Origin of the sequence: Microbispora bryophytorum (assembly GCF_006874465.1) — a bacterium.
In the GTDB taxonomy this organism is placed as follows: Bacteria; Actinomycetota; Actinomycetes; order Streptosporangiales; family Streptosporangiaceae; genus Microbispora; species Microbispora bryophytorum.
This window is the reverse complement of record NZ_VIRL01000009.1, coordinates 77,959-99,776: the sequence shown is the minus strand read 5'-3', so window position 1 is coordinate 99,776 and position 21,818 is coordinate 77,959. Positions and strand designations below refer to the sequence as shown.

Here is a 21,818-nt window from a genome sequence, read left to right as displayed (position 1 = left end):
CGTGCGGAAGGGCTCACGACCACGCCGGCCGGCCTCCCCTGGGTCACCGTGAAGGCCGCAGAACTCATGATGCGCATGTGACGGACCCCGCGATACGGCTCTTACTCATTCGTCGCCGCCGCTTGCCCACTCTTGACCTCGTGCCCCTCCGGGATCCTTCGCCCGCCGTCCCGGGAGGGCCGTCCCGGGCGGGCCGTCGCGGGCGGGACAATGAAGACGTGACGCGGGTGATCGCAGGGACGGCGGGGGGACGACGGCTGGCCGTCCCGCCGGGCAGATCGACCAGGCCGACGAGCGACCGCACCCGGGAGGGCCTGTTCGCCACCGTCGGCTCCGCGCTCGGCCCGCTGGACGGGATCCGGGTCCTCGACCTGTACGCCGGGTCGGGCGCCGTCGGACTCGAGGCGCTGAGCAGGGGGGCCGCCCACGCGCTGCTGGTCGAGTCGGACGCCAGGGCCGCACGCACGATCAGGGAGAACATCACGTCGCTCGGGCTGCCGGGGGCGTCCCTGCGGGCCGAGAAGGCCGAGCGGGTGGTGGGCCGGCCGTGCGAGGAGCCGTACGACTTCGTCTTCGCCGATCCGCCCTACGCCGTCTCCGACGAGGCGGTCTCCCGGCTGCTGGAGGCGCTGCGCGACAACGGCTGGCTCGCGGAGGGCGCGCTCGTGGCCGTCGAGCGGGAGTCGAGGGGTAAGGACCTGGTGTGGCCCGCGGGCTTCACGGAAGACAGGGTCCGTCGATACGGCGAAGCCGCCGTTTGGTACGGTCACGCAGCCGGGAACCCGTGAATCTATGGGGGTGCGCCTTGCGTCGTGTCGTCTGCCCGGGGTCGTTCGATCCCGTGACCAACGGACATCTGGACATCATCGGCCGGACGTCACGGCTGTATGACGAGGTCGTCGTGGCCGTGCTCATCAACGTCGAGAAGCGCAGCCTCTTCACCGTCGACGAGCGCATCGAGATGCTCCAGGCGGTCACGAAGGAGTACGGCAACGTCCGCGTGGAGAAGTTCCACGGTCTGCTGGTCGACTTCTGCCGGCAGCAGGGCATCCCGTCCATCGTGAAGGGCCTGCGCGCGGTCAGCGACTTCGACTACGAGCTGCAGATGGCCCAGCTCAACTACCGGATGTCGGGCGTGGAGACACTGTTCATGTCCACCAACCCCGAGTACTCCTTCCTGTCGTCCAGCAGGCTCAAGGAGATCGCGCGGTACGGCGGGGACGTGTCGGGGCTGGTCCCCGACCTCGTCCACCAGTTGCTGGTGGAGCGGCTCAGGGGCTGAACGAGGGCTGGTATTCTTGCCTTTCAGCCTTGCACGACGGCGGTGATTCGCCATGCCTAACGAGAGCAGGATGAGTCTGCACACCCTCGATCCCCGAGCCCCATGGGTGATCTCCACCCACGACCTGGGACGTCGACCGGGATCGATGCGCACGCTCAGCCCGGTCCTCCCGGCACCGGCGGACCTCGCGGTCGGAATGATCGGCGTTCCCAAGGACGCCGACGTCGAGCTGGACATCCGGCTCGAGGCGGTGATGGAGGGCGTGCTCGTCACGGGCACGGCGCGCACTCCCCTGACGGGGGAGTGCTCGCGCTGCCTGGACCCGTTGACCTCGGAGATCGAGGTCGGCTTCCAGGAGCTCTACTTCTACTCGGCGGAGGACGCCGGAGAGGACGATCTGCTCCTCGACGGCGAACTGCTCGATCTCGAGCCGGTATTCCGTGACGCGGTGGTGCTCGCACTGCCGCTGAGCCCGGTGTGCGGTGATGACTGCCCCGGTCTGTGTGCGGAGTGCGGGATCAGGCTGGCGGAGGCCGGCCCTGACCATCGGCACGAAGCGATCGACGCCCGCTGGGCGGCGCTGCAGGGTTTGGTTGTGGAACAGGAAGACGATCAGGAGGGTTGACGTGGCCGTCCCCAAGCGGAAGATGTCGCGGAGCAACACCCGCGCCCGCAGGTCCCAGTGGAAGGCGGCGGCGGTCGCACTCGTGAGCTGCCCGCAGTGCCGCTCGCCCAAGCGCCCGCACGTTGCGTGCCCGACCTGCGGCACCTACAACCGCCGTCAGGTCGTCGAGCCGTCGGCCTGATCGCGCGTAAGGGAACGTCGGTACGCCGGCCGGATCGTCAGAACGAGCCGGTCGGCGTTACCGTGCTTCAAGGGAACGTGCGATGGCGGTTGGACGGTACGCACGGACATGCGCGCCCGCGGCCGTGGTGGACGCCGGAGCCATCGGCTCCCGGCGGACCGGCGTCCACCACGCCTTCGGGCCCTCGGCCGGTCCACCTGCCTCCCGTGCACGGCCCTGCCTGCACCTAGGAGTTGGGAGGATTTTCATGGCCGCGCCGTCTGTAAAGCCCGTGCCCGTCGAGGTCGCGAGAGACGAGCTGTTCCAGAGTCTGGATGTCCGGCTCAGCACCGGCATCCTCGAACGGGCGCTGACGCACCGCTCGTACGCGTACGAGAACGGTGGGCTGCCGACGAACGAGCGCCTGGAGTTCCTGGGCGACTCGGTGCTGGGTCTCGTGGTGACGGACACGCTGTTCCGCAACCACCCGGACCTGCCGGAGGGCCAGCTCGCCAAGCTGCGCGCCGCCGTGGTCAACATGCGCGCGCTCGCGGACGTCGCCAGGACGCTCGACCTCGGCAAATACCTGCGGCTGGGCCGCGGCGAGGAGGGCACGGGCGGACGAGACAAGTCGTCCATCCTGGCCGACACGCTGGAGGCCCTGATCGGCACGGTGTATGTCGACAAGGGCCTGGACGAGGCGTTCCGCGTCGTTCACCTGTTGTTCGACCCGCTCATCACGCGGTCGGCGTCGCTGGGCGCCGGGCTCGACTGGAAGACGTCCCTGCAGGAGCTCACCGCCGCCGAGATGCTCGGCGTGCCGGAGTATCACGTGGACGAGAGCGGGCCCGACCACGCCAAGTCGTTCTCCGCGGTCGTGCGCGTGGGCGGCAAGGAGTACGGCAAGGGCTCCGGGCGCAGCAAGAAGGAGGCCGAGCAGCAGGCGGCCGAGGCGGCCTGGACCGCGATCCGCGCGCTCCGCGACGCCCGCGAGGGCGCCGGCCCCGTACGCGCCTGAGCTGGAAGGCGGCACATGCCCGAACTGCCCGAGGTCGAGGTCGTCCGCAGGGGCCTGCAGAGCTGGGTCGCCGGCCGGACGGTGGCCGCGGCCGAGGTCCTGCACCCCCGGGCGGTGCGCCGCAACGTCGGCGAACTGCCCGACCAGCTCAAGGGCCGCACGCCGGCGTCGGCCGAGCGGCGCGGCAAATACCTGTGGCTGCCACTGCGGGACGGCGGCCGTGGCGAGGAGGAGCCCGGTGAGGCGCTGATCGCCCATCTCGGCATGAGCGGCCAGCTTCTCGTCGTGGACCCGCTGTCGCCCATCGAGAAGCACCTGCGCGTGCGTGTGGGCTTCACCGACGGCGGCCCGGAGTTACGCTTCGTCGACCAGCGCACCTTCGGGCACCTCCTGGTGGCGCCCATGGTCGCGGGGCGGGGGCGGGCGGTGCCCGAGCCGATCGCGCACATCGCCGCCGACCCGCTGGAGGACGCCTTCGACGACGCGGAGTTCGCCGTGCGGCTGCGGCTGCGCCGTACGGGGATCAAGCGGGCGCTGCTCGACCAGTCGCTGATCAGCGGGGTGGGCAACATCTACGCGGACGAGGCGTTGTGGCGCGCGCGCCTGCACTGGGCGCGCCCGACGGAGACGCTGACCCGGCCGAAGATCACCGAACTGCTGGCGGCGGTCCGCGCGGTGATGACGGAGGCGCTGGGACAGGGCGGCACGTCCTTCGACAGCCTCTACGTGAACGTCAACGGCGAGAGCGGCTACTTCGACCGCTCGCTCGCCGTGTACGGCAGGCGGGACGAGCCCTGCCGCCGCTGCGGGACGCCCGTCCGGCGGGAGGCGTTCATGAACAGGTCCTCCTACAGCTGCCCGAAGTGCCAGCCCCGCCCGAGCGACGCCCGGCCTTAGCTTCTCAACGCCTTCCCGCCGATCCCCGCCCCGCCGTCGTGTCGTCCCGTCGTCGTGTCGATCCGTCGTGTCGTCCCGTCGCCGTCGCCCGGAGCGGCATCAGGCACCCCCCGCTGCGGTGGCCGGAGTCGATCTGGATACTTGTAGGCGTGGTTCGGTTGACGGCATGGGTCCGGGGACGGGTGCAGGGTGTGGGGTTCCGCTGGTGGACCCGTGCCCGCGCACTGGAGCTCGGGCTCGTCGGGTGGGCCTCGAACCTGGCCGACGGGAGGGTCGAGGTCGTCGCCGAGGGCCCGAGGGAGTCGTGCGAGCGGCTCCTGTCGTTGTTACGCACCGGAGACACGCCCGGCCGCGTTGAGGGGGTGGTCGAGCGCTGGAGCGATGCGAAGAGAAGTATCGCCGGGTTTGTCGAGAGGTAGGGCTTCCCTCAAACCCCTTAAATCCGGTATATTTACCTAGCGAGAGTGCCCACCGGCACGCCTGTGCGGAGCGTTCGACTTGACCGTCTCCATTGCCGGTGCGACTCTTGAGAGGAACCACGCGCACCCCTCCCGCGGCATGAAGTGCGCGAACCAGTCTGGTCACTCAGCGTGGAGGACCCTTTACTATGGCGAAGGCTCTACTCGGCCACGTCGGCGGTCCTGATCCTCGGATGATCTCGGAAATGCGCCGTCTCCAGCAGCGCATCCGCGACCTCGAGGCAGAACTCAACCGGCTCCAGGCCCAGAACGACGCGCTCGAAGCGCAAACTCGTGACGAGGCCCTGGTCCGGCTGCAGGATCGCGAGCCGGCTCTCACCTGAGGTCCGGCAGGAAACGGGAAAAAGGATTGTAGGGACGCCCCGCAAAGGCGTCCCTTGCCATTTCCGCCGTCGTTCCCCGGCAATTGATTCGCCGGCTGATCGATCATAAACAACCGGGTTGCGGGCGAGATGGGCGAACTGCCCGGCTTGCCCTACCCGCATTCCTCACCCAGGCGGACCGCCGGTGCCTATCCCCCCGTAACCGGCCCTCGGGAGCTGTAGTCTTTCCCCCCAGCGCCAGGCGGCACCGAGGGGGGCGGACGTGTACCTGAAGACGCTTACCTTACGCGGCTTCAAGTCCTTCGCCTCGGCCACCACCCTCCGCTTCGAGCCGGGCATCACCGCCGTGGTGGGCCCCAACGGCTCCGGAAAGTCCAATGTCGTGGACGCCCTCGCGTGGGTGATGGGCGAGCACAGCGCCAAGTCGCTGCGCGGCGGCAAAATGGAGGATGTGATCTTCGCGGGCACCTCCAGCCGCCCGCCCCTCGGCCGCGCCGAGGTCACCTTGACGATCGACAACACCGACGGCGCGCTCCCGATCGACTACACCGAGGTGACGATCAGCCGGCTGATGTTCCGGTCCGGCCAGAGCGAGTACGCCATCAACGGCGACACCTGCCGCCTGCTCGACATCCAGGAGCTGCTGTCCGACTCCGGCATCGGCCGGGAGATGCACGTGATCGTCGGCCAGGGCCAGCTCGACCAGGTGCTGCACGCGGGGCCGGAGGAGCGCCGGGCGTTCATCGAGGAGGCCGCGGGCGTACTCAAGCACCGCAAGCGCAAGGAGAAGGCCCTGCGCAAGCTCGACGCGATGCAGGCCAATCTGAACCGCGTCCAGGACCTCGTGGCCGAGCTGCGCCGCCAGCTCAAACCGTTGGGCCGGCAGGCCGAGATCGCCCGTAAGGCGGCCGTCATCCAGGCCGACCTGCGTGACGCGCGGCTGCGGCTGCTCGCCGACGACGTGATCACGCTCCGCGACACGCTGCAGCGGGAGGAGGCCGACGAGGCGGCCGTGCAGGCGCGGCGCACCCGGGTGGAGGCGGAGCTGGCCGAGGGCCAGCGGCGGGAGGCCGAGCTGGAGGCGGCCGAGAACGAGGCCCAGCCGCGCCTCAAGGCCGCGCAGGAGACCTTCTACCGCCTTTCCGCCCTGCGAGAGCGGCTGCGCGGCGTGGAGAGCCTCTCGGCCGAACGGCGCCGGCACGCCGCGGACGCCGCGTCCATCGAGCGACGCGGGCGCGACCCGGAAGAGCTGGAGCGCGAGGCCGCCGAGGTGCGGGAGCAGGAGGAGGCGCTGGCGGAGGAGCTGGACGAGGCGCGCGAGCGGCTCGCGGCCGCCGTCGAGGTCCGCGCGGAGGCCGAGGAGGCGCTGGCCGCCGAGGAGCGGCGCCTGACCGCCGCCGCCCGCGCCGCCGCCGACCGCCGCGAGGCCCTCGCCCGCCTCCGCGGCCAGGTCGAGTCGGCCAGGAGCCGGGCCAGGGCCGCCGGAGACGAGATCGGCAGGCTCGCCAAGGCCGTCGAGGACGCCACCCGGCGCGCGGAGCAGGCCCAGGACGAGCTCGACGCGCAGGAGCTCGACGAGTCGCCCGCCGACCCCGAGCTCGCGGCCGAGCTGGAGGCCGCGCAGGAGGGCGTGGACCTCGCCCGCGCCGCCGTGGAGGAGGCCAGGGCCGTGGCCGAGCAGGCCGAGGCCGTCGTGGAGCGGGCACGGGCCGGTCTGGCCGCGCCCAGGGACGCGCTCGCCGCCGCCAAGGCCGCCGTGAGCACGGCCCGGGCGGCCGACCAGGAGTCGCAGCGCACGGTCGCCGCGCTCCAGGCGCGGTGCGAGGCCCTGGAGATGAGCCTGGCCGGGGGAGCGGACGGGGCCGCCGCGCTGCTCGGCGCCGGTCTGCCCGGCGTGCTCGGCCCGATCGCCACGCTGCTCGCCGTACGCCCGGGGGCGGAGGCGGCCGTCGCGGCCGTGCTGGCCGTGGACGGGGTGGCCGTCGCCTCGCTCACCGCCGCCGTGGCCGCCGTCGAGCACCTGCGCGAGGCCGACGCCGGCCGCGCCGCCCTGCTGGTCGCGGCCGAGCGGCAGAGCGGCGGACAGAGCGGTGGACAGAGCGGCGGTGGACAAGGTGGCGCTGCGCGGCCGGAGGCGCCGGTCGCGGGCGCGGAGTGGGCCGCCGACCTGGTGACCGTGCCGGACGAGCTGCGCCCCTCCGTGGATGCGCTGCTGTCCGGCGTGGTCGTGGTGCCCGACCTGCTCACCGCGCGCAAGGTCGTGGACGCCTATCCGGAGCTGCGGGCCGTCACGACGTCCGGCGACCTGCTCGCCGTCCACGCCGCGCACGGCGGTTCGGGCGGCGGCTCCTCGCTGCTGCAGATGCGTACGGCTCTGGACGAGGCCGCCGCCGATCTCGCCACCGCCAGGGCCGGGGCCGAACGGCATGCGGAGGCGCTGGCCGAGGCGGTGACCGCCGAGCGGGAGTTCCAGCTCGCGCTGGAGACGGCGCAGGGGCGGGTCACGGAGGCGCAGACCGGCGTGAGCGTCGCCCAGAGCGGCGTCAACGCCGCGCAGAACGGGCTGAACGCGGCGCAGGCCGGTCTCGACCGCCTGCGCGGCAGGCAGCGGGAGGCCGACCAGCGGGCCGCGGCGGCGGCCAAGCAGCTCGCCCGGCTGGAGGCCGCCGTCAAGGCCGCCCAGGACGAGGCGGCCCGGCTGAGCCGGTCCGTGGTGGACGCCCAGGAGGCGCGCGAGCAGGCCCAGGCCGCGGTCGTGGAGCTGGAGGAGCAGCTCGCCGAGGCGGAGTACGCCGCCGAGCTGGAGGCGGAGCCGACCACCGACACCCGCGACGAGCTGGCCGCCGCGTGCGGCGTCACCCGGCAGGCCGAGATGGAGGCCCGGCTGACCGTCCGTACGGCAGAGGAGCGGGTGCGGGGCATCGCGGGCCGCGCCGACGCCCTGCTGCGCGCGGCCCAGCGCGAGCGGCAGGACCGGGCCCAGGCCGCGGCCGACCGGGAACGCCGCCGCAGGCAGGCGGAGATCGCCGCGGCGGTGGCCGACGGCGCGCGTGCCGCCCTGAACGCCCTGGAGGGCTCGCTCGCGCGTGCCGCCGAGGAGCGCGACGAGGCCGAGCGGGCGCGCGGGCAGATCGACGCCGAGCTCAAGCAGGTGCGCCTGCGCGTGCGTGAGCTCAGCTCCGAGCTGGACGGCCTGGTCAACCGGGTCCATGGCAGTGAGATGGCCAGGACCGAGCGGCGGCTGCGCCTGGAGCAGATGGAGCAGCGAGCCCTGGAGGAGTACGGCATCGAGCTCGAACCGCTGATCGCCGAATACGGGCCGGGCGTGCCGGTGCCGGGCGACCCGCCGGTGCCGTACGTGCGGGAGGAGCAGGAGAAGCGGGCCAGGACCGGCGAGCGGCAGATGACCCAGCTCGGCAAGGTCAACCCGCTGGCGCTGGAGGAGTTCGCCGCCCTTGAGGAGCGGCACGCCTTCCTCACCTCGCAGCTCGAAGACCTGAAGAAGACCCGGCGCGACCTGCTGCTCGTGGTCAAGGAGGTCGAGGATCGGGTCGAGCAGGTCTTCGCGGCGGCGTACGAGGACGTGGCGCGCGAGTTCGGGCAGATCTTCCAGCGGGTCTTCCCCGGCGGGGAGGGCCGCCTGCTGCTGACCGACCCCGAGGACATGCTGACGACCGGCGTCGAGGTCGAGGCCAGGCCGCCCGGCAAGAAGGTCAAGCGCCTGTCGCTGCTGTCCGGCGGCGAGCGGTCGCTGACGGCGGTCGCGTTCCTCGTCTCGATCTTCAAGGCCCGCCCGTCGCCGTTCTACGTGATGGACGAGGTGGAGGCGGCGCTCGACGACACCAACACCCAGCGGCTGCTCACGTTGTTCGAGGAGCTGAGACAGACCTCACAGCTCATCGTGATCACGCACCAGAAGCGCACGATGGAGATCGCCGACGCGCTGTACGGCGTGTCGATGCGCGGCGACGGCGTCACCCAGGTCGTCAGCCAGCGCCTCCGCGAGAAGGTCTAGGAAGTTCGCCCCTGGCTGGAGTAATGCGGGCCATCTGGGAAACTGCATGGTGTGGACGGTTACCTCGGCATCATCGTGATCGTGGCCCTCGTCGCCATATTGGCGGTGGGTGGCCTGTGGCTGTTGTTCCGGCCGAAGGCGAAGGACCTGCCGCCCGCCCCGCCGGCCCCGCCCGAGCCGAAGGCTCCCGTCGCGGAGGAGCCCGCGAAGACGGGACTGGGCGAACAGGACGGCGGCACGACGACCACACTGCCGCCGCCCGCCCCTCCGCTCGAAGAGCTGATCAAGGCTCCCGAGATCGAGGTCCCGCCGCCCTCGGCCGGCCGGATGGTGCGGCTGCGCGGCAGGCTCGCCCGTTCGCAGAACGTCCTCGGCCGGGGCCTGCTCGAACTGCTGTCGCGCGACCGGCTCGACGACGAGGTCTGGGACGAGATCGAGGAGACTCTGATCACGGCCGACGTCGGCGTGGCGCCCACCCGTGCGATGGTGGAGGAACTGCGGACGAAGGTGAAGGTGCTCGGCGCCCGCACCCCCGTTGAGGTGCGCAAGCTGCTGCGTGAGGAACTGCTCGCGCAGATCGCGCCGGACCTCGACCGGACCCTGCACACCCGGCCGCACGGGGAGCGGCCGGCCGTCGTCCTCGTCGTCGGCGTCAACGGCACCGGCAAGACCACGACCTCGGGCAAGCTCGCCCGGGTCCTGGTCGGCGACGGCGGGAAGGTCGTGCTCGGAGCCGCCGACACCTTCCGCGCGGCGGCCACCGACCAGCTCCAGACGTGGGGGGACCGCGTCGGCGCGGGCGTGGTGCGCGGCCCGGAGGGCGGCGACCCGGCGTCCGTGGCGTTCGACGCCGTGGCCAAGGGCATCGAGGACAAGGCGGACACCGTCATCATCGACACCGCGGGGCGGCTGCACACCAAGACCGGCCTCATGGACGAGCTGGGCAAGGTCAAGCGGGTCATCGAGAAGAAGGCGGCGGTGGACGAGGTGCTCCTCGTCCTCGACGCGACCACCGGGCAGAACGGCATGCGCCAGGCGCAGGTCTTCGCCGAGGTGGTCAACGTCACCGGCATCGCGCTGACCAAGCTGGACGGCACGGCCAAGGGCGGCATCGTGATCTCGGTCCAGCGTGAGCTGGGCGTGCCCGTGAAGCTGGTGGGTCTCGGCGAGGGGCCGGACGACCTCGCGCCGTTCGACCCCGACGTCTTCGTCGACGCCCTGCTCGGCGACTGACCAACCCACCCCCGCCTCCCATCGTGATCATGTAGTTTGTCGCACCATCGGGCCGTGAGCAGCCCGTACAACCACCGTGATCTTGCAGTTCGTTGCACGGGCCTGCTCCGACCTGCCTGTTCTCCTGCAGTGATCTTGCGCTTGCGGCGCTTCCGGCTGTCCTGGCCTGCGGATAAGCAGTCTCTGATCACGCAGCGGGTGCAACGATGCCGTACTCGTCAGTCGCGTCTTGCAAGATCATGGATTGGTATCGTGCAGGTCAGGGCATGGCGGGGCATTCAATTGCAAGATCATCATCGCTCGCGGCCCAGTTCGACAGGCGTCTGCGTGACAAACTGCAAGATCACGAAGCGATGATTTGCAGGTCGCACGAGGTACGTGTGACAAACTGCAAGATCACGGCGAGCGGAGGAAGGTGCGGAGCTCCTCGAGGTGGGGGGCGATGTCGATGCCCCGCTCCGACAACCAGCGCGGGTCGCCGTAGGTGCCGCGGTAGCGCTCGGCGCCGTCGCAGATCAGCGTGACCACGCTGCCGCGCTCGCCCCGCTCCCGCATCTCCCGGATGATCTGCACCGAGGCCGCGACGTTGGTGCCGGTCGAGCCGCCGACCTCCCCGCGGGTGACCTCTCTGACCCAGTGCATGGCCGCGATCGACAGGGCGTCCGGCACCTGGGTCATCCGGTCGATGACCGTCGGCAGGAACGACGGCTCGACCCGCGGCCGGCCGATGCCCTCGATCCGCGATCCGGCGCCGCCGTGCTCCTCGCCCGAGATCCAGGACGGATAGAACGCCGAGCCCTCGGGATCGGCCACGCACAGCCGGGTCTGGTGGCGGCGGTAGCGGATGTAGCGGCCGATCGTCGCCGAGGTGCCGCCGGTGCCCGCGCCGACCACGATCCACGCGGGCTCCGGGTGCCGTTCGAGCGCCATCTGCTGGTAGATGCTCTCGGCGATGTTGTTGTTGCCCCGCCAGTCCGTCGCCCGTTCGGCATAGGTGAACTGGTCCATGTAGTGACCGCCGGTCTCGGCGGCGAGCCGGTGCGACTCGTCGTAGATCGCTCTGGGGTCGTCCACCAGGTGGCACTTGCCGCCGTAGAACTCGATGATCTCCCGCTTCTCCGGCGAGGTGCTCGCCGGGATCACCGCGATGAACGGCAGGCCGAGCAGCCGGGCGAAGTACGCCTCACTCACGGCGGTGGACCCGCTGGACGCCTCGATGATCGTGGTGGTGGGCCCGATCCAGCCGTTGGCCAGGCCGTACAGGAAAAGGGACCGGGCGAGACGGTGCTTGAGTGAACCGGTCGGGTGCACCGACTCGTCCTTCAGATAGAGGTCGACACCCCAGTGGGAGGGGAGCGGGAACACATGCAGGTGAGTGTCACAGCTTCGGTTGGCGTCGGCCTCGACGGCCTGGATGGCGTCGGCCACCCAGGCCCTCGTGACCGGATCATGCCGATCCAGGTGGTTCATGCCGCCACTCTGGCATGCTCCGCGGCATGAGCACCAAAGAGGCGGCGCCTGCGCGGCTTCCCGCCTTCGCGGGCCTGTTCCTGCCGCGAGCCAGTGAAATCTGCCACATTTTACTCTGGATTGAGAGGCCGGTGTTACGCTAATGAGACTTGTTCGGTTTGCGCGTGACCTGGCCGCGCGGGCCTGGTGTTCACGGCGATGACGCTGACCAGGCCGGACGACATTAACGCCGTGCTTAGGCCCCAATTGGCACGATGTCCTTGGCACAACGATGAATCAGCGACCTCGCATGTGTTCCGGCCGGACGGGTAACGGGGGAGAAGTTCCGTAGGGGGATGAGATGATCTCGACCGACGAGCAGCGGCAGGCATGGTTCGAGCGTGAGGTCGTGCCGGTGACGAGCCAGCTCTACGCGTCCGCCATGCGTCTGACGCGCAACCCCGCCGACGCCGAGGACCTGGTACAGGAGACCGTCGCGAAAGCCTTCACGTCGTACCACCAGTTCCGTGAGGGCACGAACCTCAGGGCGTGGCTGCACCGCATCCTCACCAACAACTTCATCAACGACTACCGGAAGAAGCAGCGCTCGCCCAAGCTGTCGGCGGCCGAGGAGATCGAGGACTGGCAGCTGGCCGCGGCCGAGTCGCACACGTCGACCGGGCTGCGCTCGGCCGAGACCGAGGCGCTCGACCAGATCCCGGACAGTGTCGTGATGGACGCCCTGCGGGCCCTGCCCGAGGACTTCCGGATGGCCGTCTATCTTGCCGACGTCGAGGGCTTCGCGTACAAGGAGATCGCCGACCGGATGGGCACTCCGATCGGCACCGTCATGTCCAGGCTGCACCGGGGCCGCCGCCAGCTCCGGGGCATGCTGGAGGACTACGCCCGGGAGGAGGGCGTCGTACGCGTCCCCGAGCAGGTGTGCGCGGCCTGACCCACGACTGACGGGCCCGCCGGGAGCGCCGCGACACGATTCCGGCGCCCGCGGCGGGGCCGCGCGGTTTCAGGCCGCGGCGATGAGGGCGATCGCGCCGAGCGCGAACCCGACGCCGGTGATCTGCACGGGGCTCAGCCGTTCGCCCAGGACATACCGCGCGAGCAGCAGTGTGCTCGCCGGGTAGAGCGACACCAGGACGGCCACCAGGGTGAGCATCCCCCGCTGCGCCGCGAAGAGATAGAGCACGTTGGCGGCCATGTCGAGCACCCCGGCCGCGAACGTCACCCTGAGGCTGCCGGGCACGGGGCGCAGGCTCCTGCGCGTCGCGAGGGCCAGCAGCGCGACCAGCGTGATCGACGCGATCCTCGCCCCCAGCAGCGGCCACGTGCCGGAGTCGGCCGGGGCCAGCTTGAGCAGCACGAAGAATCCGCCGAAACCCGCTCCCGACACCAGGGCGGCGAGGATCGGCCCGGCCTTCGGGCCGTTCGCGCCGCCGTTCGGCTCGCGGCTGACGAGCAGGACGGCGAACAGGCCGAGCGCGACGCCCGCGAGGGCCAGGGCGGACGGCCGGTCGCCGGTGAGGAGGCCGAACACCACGGGGACGGCCATCGCGGTCGTGGCCGTGGTCGGGGCGATCACGGACATCATGCCGGTGGCCAGGCCGCGGTAGAACAGCACGATGCCGAAGGCGCCGGCGACTCCGGAGGCCATTCCCCAGGCCAGCGCGGCCGTGCTCGCGTGGCCCGGCAGCAGCGGGAGGAGGGCGGCGACCAGGAGCAGGCCGCCGAGCTGGGAGAGCACGACGACGGCCAGCACCTTCGAACGTCTGGTGGCGAGACCCCCGAAGAAGTCGGCCGTACCGAAGATCACCGCGCATGCCGTTGCGAGGGCCACCGCCGTCACAGATCCCCCAAGAGATTGCCTCAATAGTGCAATGGATTGTAGTAGGAGATCACTAGGCTGTACTCATGGCTGATCCTGCGACGATCACCGCGGCCATCGCCGCGAACGTACGAGGCCAGCGGGCCCACCGGGGGATGACCCTCGACGAGCTCGCGGCCCGGTCGAACGTGAGCCGGGGCATGCTGATCCAGGTCGAGCAGGGCCGCACCAACCCGAGCGTCAACACGCTCAGCCGGATCGCCGACGCGCTGGGCGTGACCCTCGCGCGGCTGGTGGAGGTCGCCGACACCCCGGTCGTCCGGGTCGTGCACGAATCCGAGGTGGTGACGTTCCGGCATCCCGGGGGAGGGTCGGCCCGCCTGCTCGTGGGGACGGACGCGCCCGCCATCCTGGAGTTGTGGGACTGGCGGCTCGGGCCGGGCGATCACCACGATGGCGACGCGCACCCCGCCGGCACCCGCGAGATGCTCACCGTTCTGGAGGGACGGCTCACACTGACCGTGTACGGCAGGAGCCACGTCGTGGGGCCCGGGGACGCCGTCGTGTTCAGCGCGGATCGGCCGCACCGGTACGCGAACGAGCACGACCAGCCGTTGCGGTTCGTGATGGTGGTCACCGAGCCCCCGGAACCACCGGATGCCGTGCCGGCCGATGTCCGAGAGCCGGCAGACGTCCGTCGGCCCCCTGATGCCGGAGAATCCGCACATGACTGACCAGTAGGGGCTGCGTTGTGACGCTCAGTAGTCGATGATTACAGAATGAATCCGCAAGCGCCGCTCCAAGGTTGGGTACATCCCTTTTTGTACATGTCTGCTGTGCAGGGGGCGGTGGCCGGTGAGTGATTCGCGAGTTGCGGTGGAAAAACTTCGCGCGGAACTCGCCGCGCTCGGGGTGGCCGACGCCTACGAGATCGGTGACGAGGCTACTCTCTCCGTCTGGATAGGCCTGGTCGTGACCTTTCGTGAGGGCTTTTACCGTTGGCGCGAGGGTGCCGTGAAGTGCCGGCACCTGGGTACGGACCCCGCAGGATGCGCCGTCCGGGTGGCTCGCAGGTATGCCGAGCTCAAGGCGGACGTGCCGCTCTGGTGGGAGGAGCTGGAAAAGGTTCTGCGGGGGGGAGCGGCCGGAGGCTATCCGTAGCGTTCGTGGCCCCCCCGCCTGCTCCGGGGGGTCGTATGCGGATCGGTTCCGTTCTGCTGTCGTTGCTGCTGCTCGGCGGATGTGCCCAGGTGAGGACCGTACCGGTTTCCGGGGAGCGGCCCGGGCCCGGGGCGCCGCATCCGCGCTTCGGCACGCCGCGGCACTTCGACGCCGACCTGCTGCGCTTCCGGCTGGCGGGGACGCAGCGGGGGGCGCCGGGACCGCGCCTGCCCGCGATCCCGCCGCCGCGGCACGTCGACTGCAGGCAGCACAAATGCGTGGCGCTGACGTTCGACGACGGTCCGGCCGAATACACCGGGCACGTCCTCGACCTCCTCGCGGCCCACCACGCCCGCGCCACGTTCTTCCTGCTCGGCCAGATGATCACGAATGAGACGCAGGACTTCGTGCGGCGGATGGCCGCCGAGGGCCACGAGATCGGCAACCACTCCTGGGACCACGCCTCGCTGCCGGGGCTGTCGCCCGACGGCCTGCGCCGCGAGCTCGACCGGACGCAGGAGGCCGTGCGGAAGGCGAGCGGCGTGCGGATGCGGCTCATGCGCCCGCCGTACGGCGCGACCAACAAGGCGGTGGACGACGAGACGAAGCAGACCGGGCTCGCGCAGATCCTGTGGGCCGTCGACACCCTCGACTGGCTCAACCGCAACCCCACGGTGATCGCCCAGCGCAGCGCCGCGGCGAAACCGGGCGACATCGTGCTCATGCACGACATCCACCCCACCACCGTGCAGGCGCTGCCCCGTCTGCTCGACGAGCTCGACCACAAGGGCTTCACGTACGTGACCGTCTCGGAGCTGCTCGGCGACCCCACTCCTGGGAGGAAGTACACGAACCGATGAAGGGCTACGACTTCGAGGGACCGGCGCTGGAGCTGGGCGCGCTCGTACGTGATGACGGGGCGGCCGACCCCTCCGAACGCGTCCGCGTCCCGGTGCGCATGATGAACCGCCACGGCCTGGTGGCGGGCGCGACCGGCACGGGAAAGACCAAGACGCTGCAGCTCATGGCCGAGCAGCTCGCCGGTCAGGGCGTGCCGGTGTTCCTCGCCGACGTCAAGGGCGACCTGTCCGGGCTGGCATCGCCGGGGGCGCCGGGCGACCGGATCGCCCGCCGGGCCGCCGACGTGGGGCAGGACTGGGCGCCGGAGGGCTGCGTGACCGAGTTCTTCTCCCTCGGCGGAGTCGGGGAGGGCATCCCGCTGCGCGCCACCATGAGCGCGTTCGGGCCGACGTTGCTTTCGCGGGTGCTCGAACTCAACGAAACCCAGGAGTCGTCGCTGGGGCTGATCTTCTACTTCGCCGACACGAACGGGCTGCCGCTGCTGGACCTCAAGGACCTGATCGCGGTCATCCGCTATCTGACCGAGACACCGGAGGCGCTGAGCGGCATCGGCGGGCTGTCGGCCTCCACCGCCGGTGTCATCCTGCGCGCCCTGGTTAACTTCCAGGCCCAGGGGGCGGAGGCGTTCTTCGGCGAGCCCGAGTTCGACGTGCGCGACCTGCTGCGGACCACTCCGGACGGACGTGGCGTGATCTCCATTCTGGAGCTGCCCGCCGTACAGGACCGGCCGCAGCTGTTCTCCACGTTCCTGATGTGGCTTCTCGCGGACCTGTTCGAGACGCTGCCCGAGGTGGGCGATCCCGACAAGCCGTCGCTGGTGTTCTTCTTCGACGAGGCGCACCTGCTGTTCGGGGACGCGTCCAAGGCGTTCCTCAGGTCGATCACCCAGACCGTGCGGCTGATCCGCTCGAAAGGGGTCGGGGTCTTCTTCGTCACCCAGACACCCAAGGACGTGCCGGCCGACGTCCTCGCCCAGCTCGGCGCGCGCGTGCAGCACGCCCTGCGCGCCTTCACCCCGCAGGACGCCAAGGCGCTGAAGGCTACCGTCTCGACGTTCCCCGCCTCCTCCTACGACCTCGAACGGCTGCTCACCGAGCTCGGCATCGGGGAGGCGGTCGTCACGGTCCTGTCCGAGACCGGCGCCCCGACGCCGGTCGCCTGGACACGGCTGCGTGCGCCGCGCTCGCTCATGGCGCCGTCGGCCCCCGCGGTGGTGCGGGGGGCCATCGCCGCCTCCCCGCTCCTGCCGAAGTACGGCACGGCCGTGGACCGGCAGTCGGCGTACGAGATCCTCGCCGCGCGTCTGGCCCGGCAGCAGGAGCCCGCGAAGGAGGCGCCGGTCCGTCCGCCGGTCGGCAGATCGGCGGACGGACCGGCGGACAGACCGGCGAAAACGCCGCCCAGGCAGTCGGCGCTCGAAGAGATGCTCGCCTCGAAGGAGTTCCGGTCGCTGGCCCGCACCGCCGCGACCGCGATCGGCCGGGAGATCACCAGGTCGATCTTCGGCACGGCGAGACGGCGACGCTGAGCGCGTCCGCGTGGTCCCGGTCCCGGTCCCGTTCCGGGGACTGTCGGTGCGGCGTGCGAAGGTGGGTGGCATGGGTTTCAGCGGCTTCCCCGACGAGGCGCTCATCTTCTACGAAGGCCTCGTCGCCGACAATTCGAAGGGGTATTGGGCGGCCCACAAGGAGCTGTACGAGACCGCGGTCCGCGCGCCGATGCTCGCGCTCATGGACGAGCTGGAGCCGGAGTTCGGACCGGCCCACCTGTTCCGGCCGCACCGCGACGTCCGGTTCGCCAGGGACAAGTCGCCGTACAAGACGCATCAGGGGGCCTACTGCGGCGTGGGTGTGGAGGGTGTCGGCTACTACGTGCAGGTGGACGCGGACGGCCTCTACGTGGCGGCGGGCTGGTGGATGCCGGGCGAGCAGGTGGCGCGCTTCCGCGAGGCCCTGGACGACGACACCGCAGGCCCCCTGCTGGAGGGGATCCTCGCGGCCCTGCCCGACGATCTGACGGTCGGCGGCGACCGGCTCAAGACCCGCCCCCGCGGCACGGCGCAGGACCATCCCCGGCTCGAACTCCTCCGGCACAGGACGCTGCACGCCGGGCGGCGGTTCGAGCCGGAGCCGTGGCTGCACACCCCCGAGACGCTCGACCGGGTCCGCTCGACCTGGCGGGCGCTGGTCCCGCTGGTCGACTGGCTGCGCCGCCACATCTCCTGACGCCACCCGCGCGGCGACGGGATCAGGCGCGGACCTTGACGACCCCGCAGCCGATCCGGGCGCCGGCGTCGCCGGTCTTGCGCGTGGTCTCGTCCGGGCCCGTGGCGCCGGTGGCGTCGGGGCGGTGGAAATACCTGTCCGGGATGTGGGCGAAGTTGTCCGGCCCGGCGTGCACCATGAACGCACTGCCGTTGGCGTCGCCCAGCTGCTCCAGCGTGAACCTGTCGGTCACGAACGACGCGGACGCGGTGCCGTCGGCGGCCACCAGCAGCGGCGGCATGTCCCCGGCTCCGTCACCGTGCGTCCCGGGGCCGAGGTGGCTTCCCGCGCTGGAGAACGCGCTGCCCGTGGCCCGGTCGACGGAGCGCGCGTCGCACACGCCGGTGGAGTGGACGTGGAAGCCGTGGAACCCGGGAGTGAGCCCCCGCACGCTGACGCTGACCCTCGACTTCTTCGTGTCGTATCGCTCGACCCGCACGGTGCCGAAGACGCGCCCGGCGGTGTTCTTGATGACGGCCGTCGCCGCCTGACCCGCCGCCTGACCCACCGGCTCGTCGGGGCGGGCCTGCGCGGTGGAGGCCGTCACCATCGTGGCGGACAGCACCGGCACGGCCGGGGCGGCCGCGGCGGCGGCGAGCCCCAGGGTGAGCCCGGCGGCCAGGGCGAAACGGGTTGTGCGGGGCATGGTCGCTCCTCCTCAGACACTCGTTGCCTGCGACAGCAGAGCACGGCCGGGCGTGGCGGGAGCGGCACACGACGCCATCCGTACCGGCCGTTTACCCGCTCTTGCCGGTGCGGTCCTCGCCGGCCTGGGCCGTGACGGGCGCGTCCCAGTCGATGTGGTGCAGGTGGACGGGGGCGAACATCTGCTCGGGGGCCGGCATGGCGGGCCGGTCGCCGGCCTGGCCGGCCTTGGCCTTGTTCTTGGCCGCGGCGTCGCCGCCGACCATCTCCACCCGAGGGCGGCGGAGACGCTCGAACGCCGCGAACGCCTCGGCCGGCGGCAGGTCGCGCAGGCAGCGGGCCAGCTCGACGGCGCTCTCCACCGCCAGCGAGGCGCCTTGGCCGGAGCTGGACGACGGGGCGTGGGCCGCGTCGCCGACGAGGACCATGCGGCCGCGGTGCCAGCGCGGCACCGACGGCATGCGCTCCATCGGTCCGGTGATCATCACGTCGATCGGGTCGGTGCCCGCCAGCAGCTTCTCGCCCGGGACGTGACCGGCGTAGAGGTCGCGCAGGCGGGCCAGCCAGTCCGCGGCGGGCACGCGGACGACCTCGGCGTAGCTGAGGGGCTCGGTGCGGGGCAGGCTCGCGAACCAGCAGACCCGGCCGTCGGGCAGTCGCCAGTAGCCGATGAAGGTGCGGCCGAAGGCGAAGTACATGACGCCGGGCTCCGCCCGCACGCCGCCGCCGTCGGCGTAGCCGCCGAAGCTGAGGACCCCGCCGTACTCCGGGCCGGGAGCGCCGGGGTCGATCAGCGTGCGGACGGTGGACCGGATGCCGTCGGCGCCGATCAGCACGTCGGCGGTGGCGGTGGTGCCGTCCGCGAACGTGGCGGTCACTCCCTCGGAGGTCTCCTCGGCGCGGACGAGCCGCCTGCCGTGGTCGATTCGCACCCCCGCCGCCGTCGCGTGGTCGGCCAGGGCCCGGAAGAGGGCGGCGCGCGGCATCGCCAGGGTGGGCGGCAGGCCGGGGAACCCGCCGAACTCGGCGAGCCGGTTTCCGGCGCCGTCGGCCATCACCACGCCGGGGACGGGCTGCCCCACTGCCCGGACCGCCTCGTCCGCTCCCACGATCCGCAGCGCGTCGAGCCCGTTCGGGGCCAGGCTGAGCATCGCCCCGACACCGGCCGCGGCGCTGTCGCGGGCCTCGTACACGGTCGCCCGGATGCCGGCCCTGGCCAGGGCGAGCGCTGTCACGGGCCCGGCGATGCCGCCGCCGATCACCAGTGCGCTGGTCACCTTGCTCATGCTCACCACTCCTCGTCTGCCGCGAACCGTTGATCGCTCGCACTGGAATAGTTGCATTGCAACTAGTTGTGCGTCAACTAGTTCGTTTGAGGCGAGGATCACCACGAGCCGATGCACCCAGGGCCGGCTCACCTGGCCCACGCAGGACTCCTGACAAAGCCGAAGCCCCCGCCGATCGTCCGGCGGGGGCTTCGACGCCCGGCCCGTACCCGGGCCGGGGCAGATCAGCTGCCGCGCTTGGCGCGGGCGGCGGCGCGGCCGCGGCTGGACGAGTCGAGGACGACCTTGCGGATGCGCACGGTCTCCGCGGTGATCTCCACGCACTCGTCTTCGCGGATGAACTCCAGGGCCTGCTCCAGGGACAGGACGCGCGGCGGGATCACCTTCTCGGTCTCCTCGCTGGTGGAGGAGCGCATGTTGGTGAGCTTCTTCTCCTTGGTGATGTTCACGTCCATGTCGTCGGAGCGGGAGTTCTCCCCGATGATCATTCCCTCGTACACCTCGGTGGTGGGCGAGACGAACAGCGTGCCGCGCTCCTGGAGGTTGAGCATGGCGAACGCGGTCACCGCCCCGGCCCGATCGGCCACGAGCGAGCCGTTGTTGCGGGTGCGCAGCTCGCCGAACCACGGCTCGTAGGTCTCGAACACGTGGTGCACGAGGCCGGTGCCGCGGGTCTCGGTGAGGAACTCGGTGCGGAAGCCGATCAGGCCGCGCGCCGGCACCAGGAACTCCATGCGGATCCAGCCGGTGCCGTGGTTGGTCATGTGCTCCATGCGGCCCTTGCGTACGGCCAGGAGCTGGGTGACGGCGCCGAGGTACTCCTCCGGGCAGTCGACCGTGAGGCGCTCGACCGGCTCGTGCACCTTGCCGTCGACGACCCTGGTCACGACCTGCGGCTTGCCGACGGTCAGCTCGTAGCCCTCGCGGCGCATCTGCTCCACGAGGATCGCCAGGGCCAGCTCGCCGCGGCCCTGCACCTCCCAGGCGTCGGGTGTCTCGGTGGGCAGCACGCGCAGCGAGACGTTGCCGACCAGTTCCTTTTCGAGACGGTCCTTCACGAGGCGGGCGGTGACCTTGGCGCCCTTGACCTTGCCGACCAGCGGGCTGGTGTTGGTGCCGATCGTCATGGAGATCGCCGGCTCGTCCACCGTGATCAGCGGCAACGGGCGCGCGTCCTCGGGGTCGGCCAGCGTCTCACCGATCATGATGTCCGGGATGCCGGCGATCGCGATGATGTCGCCCGGCCCGGCCTCCTCGGCGGGCTTGCGCTCCAGCGCCTCGGTCATCAGCAGTTCGGAGATCTTGACGCGCTGCACGCTGCCGTCGGTGCGGCACCACGCGACCTGCTGGCCCTTGCGGATCGTGCCGTGGTGGACGCGGCACAGCGCGATACGGCCCAGGTAGCTGGAGGCGTCGAGGTTGGTGACGTGGGCCTGGAGCGGCGCGGACGGGTCGTAGACCGGCGCCGGGATCGTGTTCTTGATCGTCTCGAACAGCGGCTCCAGGTCGGGGGAGTCCGGCATGCCGCCGTCGGCGGGGCGCTCCAGCGAGGCCCGCCCGGCCTTGGCCGAGGCGTACACGATCGGGAAGTCGATCTGCTCCTCGGTGGCGTCGAGGTCGATGAACAGCTCGTACACCTCGTCGACGACCTCGGCGATGCGGGCGTCCGGCCGGTCCACCTTGTTGATGCACAAGATCACCGGCATTTTCGCGGCGAGCGCCTTGCGCAGCACGAAGCGGGTCTGCGGCAGCGGGCCCTCGGAGGCGTCCACCAGCAGCACGACGCCGTCCACCATCGACAGGCCGCGCTCGACCTCGCCGCCGAAGTCGGCGTGGCCGGGCGTGTCGATGATGTTCAGGGTCATGCCGCCGTGCCTGACCGCGGTGTTCTTCGCGAGAATGGTGATCCCCTTCTCGCGCTCCAGGTCGTTGGAGTCCATGACGCGCTCGTCGACGTCCTGGTTGGCCCGGAAGGCGCCGGACTGCCAGAGCATGGCGTCGACCAGCGTGGTCTTGCCGTGGTCGACGTGCGCGATGATCGCGATGTTCCGTAGGTCGTCGCGGGTGTTCATAGGCATAGTCAAGTTCTCGCTCTGGTTCGTCGGGGTGTCGTCCGCGTCCCGGGACCGAAGCGAGACGCACATCCGCCGCATGATGCGGCCCAGCCATTTTAGTTGATCCCGCTCGCCGCCACGCGCCGCCGGCCAGGGACCTGTCTAAAGGCTCGCCGTTCGGGCAGGTGGGTCGGCTGTGACGGATGAAGGTCTTGTTCTGCTGATC

The 21,818-nt window shown here is 71.0% G+C and carries 21 protein-coding genes; 16 read left to right on the top strand and 5 right to left on the bottom strand.

Translation table 11 applies throughout. The features are described 5' to 3' along the window. Positions 1 to 218 precede the first annotated feature (218 nt). The 10 genes from rsmD (at position 219) to ftsY (ending at position 10,032) form a co-directional block, all read left to right on the top strand. Positions 219 to 788, top strand: a complete 570-nt coding sequence (gene rsmD / locus FLX07_RS18140) for a 16S rRNA (guanine(966)-N(2))-methyltransferase RsmD (protein WP_142571994.1) — start codon at positions 219 to 221, stop codon at positions 786 to 788. A gap of 17 nt (positions 789 to 805) precedes the next feature. Further along, a complete protein-coding gene (gene coaD, locus FLX07_RS18135) occupies positions 806 to 1,282 on the top strand; it encodes a pantetheine-phosphate adenylyltransferase (RefSeq protein WP_142571993.1) in 477 nt (158 codons plus the stop codon). 70 nt (positions 1,283 to 1,352) lie between these two features. Further along, positions 1,353 to 1,907, top strand: coding sequence for a YceD family protein (locus FLX07_RS18130; protein ID WP_142571992.1), 555 nt, complete (start codon positions 1,353 to 1,355; stop codon positions 1,905 to 1,907). A gap of 1 nt (position 1,908) precedes the next feature. Beyond that, the gene (gene rpmF, locus FLX07_RS18125; RefSeq protein ID WP_030506036.1) at positions 1,909 to 2,088 is read left to right on the top strand and encodes a 50S ribosomal protein L32; all 180 of its coding nucleotides are present in this window, start codon (positions 1,909 to 1,911) and stop codon (positions 2,086 to 2,088) included. Between the two features lie 247 nt (positions 2,089 to 2,335). After that, entirely contained in the window at positions 2,336 to 3,085 is a 750-nt protein-coding gene (gene rnc, locus FLX07_RS18120) for a ribonuclease III (RefSeq protein WP_142571991.1), read from the top strand. A gap of 15 nt (positions 3,086 to 3,100) precedes the next feature. After that, positions 3,101 to 3,982: a bifunctional DNA-formamidopyrimidine glycosylase/DNA-(apurinic or apyrimidinic site) lyase gene (gene mutM, locus FLX07_RS18115; protein ID WP_142571990.1), complete on the top strand. Its 882-nt coding sequence runs from the start codon at positions 3,101 to 3,103 to the stop codon at positions 3,980 to 3,982. Positions 3,983 to 4,131: 149 nt separating this feature from the next. Continuing rightward, positions 4,132 to 4,401 (top strand): acylphosphatase, encoded by a 270-nt coding sequence (locus FLX07_RS18110; RefSeq protein WP_189105019.1) that lies wholly within the window; start codon positions 4,132 to 4,134, stop codon positions 4,399 to 4,401. Between the two features lie 188 nt (positions 4,402 to 4,589). Then, complete coding sequence (locus FLX07_RS18105; protein WP_142571989.1) at positions 4,590 to 4,784, top strand: hypothetical protein; 195 nt, start codon at positions 4,590 to 4,592, stop codon at positions 4,782 to 4,784. 262 nt (positions 4,785 to 5,046) lie between these two features. Beyond that, positions 5,047 to 8,799, top strand: coding sequence for a chromosome segregation protein SMC (smc, locus tag FLX07_RS18100; RefSeq protein ID WP_142571988.1), 3,753 nt, complete (start codon positions 5,047 to 5,049; stop codon positions 8,797 to 8,799). Positions 8,800 to 8,850: 51 nt separating this feature from the next. After that, on the top strand, positions 8,851 to 10,032 hold the full coding sequence (ftsY, locus tag FLX07_RS18095; RefSeq protein WP_142571987.1) for a signal recognition particle-docking protein FtsY: 1,182 nt from the start codon (positions 8,851 to 8,853) through the stop codon (positions 10,030 to 10,032). A gap of 396 nt (positions 10,033 to 10,428) precedes the next feature. Here ftsY and FLX07_RS18090 read toward each other — a convergent pair whose 3' ends face one another. Next, entirely contained in the window at positions 10,429 to 11,502 is a 1,074-nt protein-coding gene (locus tag FLX07_RS18090) for a PLP-dependent cysteine synthase family protein (RefSeq protein ID WP_142571986.1), read from the bottom strand. 340 nt (positions 11,503 to 11,842) lie between these two features. Between FLX07_RS18090 and FLX07_RS18085 the strand changes: the two genes are divergently transcribed. Beyond that, positions 11,843 to 12,436, top strand: a complete 594-nt coding sequence (locus FLX07_RS18085; protein WP_142571985.1) for a sigma-70 family RNA polymerase sigma factor — start codon at positions 11,843 to 11,845, stop codon at positions 12,434 to 12,436. Positions 12,437 to 12,505: 69 nt separating this feature from the next. Here FLX07_RS18085 and FLX07_RS18080 read toward each other — a convergent pair whose 3' ends face one another. Beyond that, positions 12,506 to 13,333 carry a DMT family transporter gene (locus FLX07_RS18080; protein ID WP_229689826.1) on the bottom strand — a complete coding sequence of 276 codons (828 nt, stop codon included), beginning with the start codon at positions 13,331 to 13,333 and terminating at the stop codon, positions 12,506 to 12,508. A gap of 74 nt (positions 13,334 to 13,407) precedes the next feature. On the opposite strand from FLX07_RS18080, the gene FLX07_RS18075 reads away from it, so the two are divergent. The 5 genes from FLX07_RS18075 to FLX07_RS18055 all read left to right on the top strand — a co-directional run bounded on the left by FLX07_RS18075 (position 13,408) and on the right by FLX07_RS18055 (position 17,568). After that, positions 13,408 to 14,055: a helix-turn-helix domain-containing protein gene (locus FLX07_RS18075; protein ID WP_142571983.1), complete on the top strand. Its 648-nt coding sequence runs from the start codon at positions 13,408 to 13,410 to the stop codon at positions 14,053 to 14,055. Positions 14,056 to 14,176: 121 nt separating this feature from the next. Beyond that, the gene (locus FLX07_RS18070; RefSeq protein WP_142571982.1) at positions 14,177 to 14,482 is read left to right on the top strand and encodes a hypothetical protein; all 306 of its coding nucleotides are present in this window, start codon (positions 14,177 to 14,179) and stop codon (positions 14,480 to 14,482) included. Positions 14,483 to 14,517: 35 nt separating this feature from the next. After that, entirely contained in the window at positions 14,518 to 15,342 is an 825-nt protein-coding gene (locus FLX07_RS18065) for a polysaccharide deacetylase family protein (protein ID WP_142571981.1), read from the top strand. Then, the gene (locus tag FLX07_RS18060) at positions 15,339 to 16,871 is read left to right on the top strand and encodes a helicase HerA-like domain-containing protein (protein WP_142571980.1); all 1,533 of its coding nucleotides are present in this window, start codon (positions 15,339 to 15,341) and stop codon (positions 16,869 to 16,871) included. The genes FLX07_RS18065 and FLX07_RS18060 overlap by 4 nt, the downstream gene beginning before the upstream one ends. Positions 16,872 to 16,941: 70 nt before the next feature. Further along, positions 16,942 to 17,568 carry a DUF2461 domain-containing protein gene (locus tag FLX07_RS18055; RefSeq protein ID WP_142571979.1) on the top strand — a complete coding sequence of 209 codons (627 nt, stop codon included), beginning with the start codon at positions 16,942 to 16,944 and terminating at the stop codon, positions 17,566 to 17,568. Positions 17,569 to 17,590: 22 nt separating this feature from the next. Here the strand turns inward: FLX07_RS18055 and FLX07_RS18050 are convergent, their stop codons facing one another. From FLX07_RS18050 to typA, 3 genes are all read right to left on the bottom strand, one after another. Then, the gene (locus FLX07_RS18050) at positions 17,591 to 18,253 is read right to left on the bottom strand and encodes a superoxide dismutase family protein (protein ID WP_142571978.1); all 663 of its coding nucleotides are present in this window, start codon (positions 18,251 to 18,253) and stop codon (positions 17,591 to 17,593) included. Positions 18,254 to 18,344: 91 nt separating this feature from the next. Further along, the gene (locus tag FLX07_RS18045; RefSeq protein ID WP_142571977.1) at positions 18,345 to 19,538 is read right to left on the bottom strand and encodes an FAD-dependent monooxygenase; all 1,194 of its coding nucleotides are present in this window, start codon (positions 19,536 to 19,538) and stop codon (positions 18,345 to 18,347) included. A gap of 224 nt (positions 19,539 to 19,762) precedes the next feature. Next, positions 19,763 to 21,616 (bottom strand): translational GTPase TypA, encoded by a 1,854-nt coding sequence (gene typA, locus FLX07_RS18040; RefSeq protein WP_142571976.1) that lies wholly within the window; start codon positions 21,614 to 21,616, stop codon positions 19,763 to 19,765. Between the last annotated feature and the right edge of the window lie 202 nt (positions 21,617 to 21,818).

What these genes read in the sequence shown, in the direction of transcription:
- FLX07_RS18075 (WP_142571983.1), top strand. Translation starts at nt 13,408, where the DNA reads ATGGCTGATCCTGCGACGATCACCGCGGCCATCGCCGCGAACGTACGA.
- FLX07_RS18105 (WP_142571989.1), top strand. Translation starts at nt 4,590, where the DNA reads ATGGCGAAGGCTCTACTCGGCCACGTCGGCGGTCCTGATCCTCGGATG.
- rnc (WP_142571991.1), top strand. Translation starts at nt 2,336, where the DNA reads ATGGCCGCGCCGTCTGTAAAGCCCGTGCCCGTCGAGGTCGCGAGAGAC.
- FLX07_RS18130 (WP_142571992.1), top strand. Translation starts at nt 1,353, where the DNA reads ATGAGTCTGCACACCCTCGATCCCCGAGCCCCATGGGTGATCTCCACC.
- typA (WP_142571976.1), bottom strand. Translation starts at nt 21,616, where the DNA reads ATGCCTATGAACACCCGCGACGACCTACGGAACATCGCGATCATCGCG.
- FLX07_RS18065 (WP_142571981.1), top strand. Translation starts at nt 14,518, where the DNA reads ATGCGGATCGGTTCCGTTCTGCTGTCGTTGCTGCTGCTCGGCGGATGT.
- FLX07_RS18060 (WP_142571980.1), top strand. Translation starts at nt 15,339, where the DNA reads ATGAAGGGCTACGACTTCGAGGGACCGGCGCTGGAGCTGGGCGCGCTC.
- FLX07_RS18055 (WP_142571979.1), top strand. Translation starts at nt 16,942, where the DNA reads ATGGGTTTCAGCGGCTTCCCCGACGAGGCGCTCATCTTCTACGAAGGC.
- FLX07_RS18045 (WP_142571977.1), bottom strand. Translation starts at nt 19,538, where the DNA reads ATGAGCAAGGTGACCAGCGCACTGGTGATCGGCGGCGGCATCGCCGGG.
- mutM (WP_142571990.1), top strand. Translation starts at nt 3,101, where the DNA reads ATGCCCGAACTGCCCGAGGTCGAGGTCGTCCGCAGGGGCCTGCAGAGC.
- FLX07_RS18085 (WP_142571985.1), top strand. Translation starts at nt 11,843, where the DNA reads ATGATCTCGACCGACGAGCAGCGGCAGGCATGGTTCGAGCGTGAGGTC.
- FLX07_RS18050 (WP_142571978.1), bottom strand. Translation starts at nt 18,253, where the DNA reads ATGCCCCGCACAACCCGTTTCGCCCTGGCCGCCGGGCTCACCCTGGGG.
- FLX07_RS18090 (WP_142571986.1), bottom strand. Translation starts at nt 11,502, where the DNA reads ATGAACCACCTGGATCGGCATGATCCGGTCACGAGGGCCTGGGTGGCC.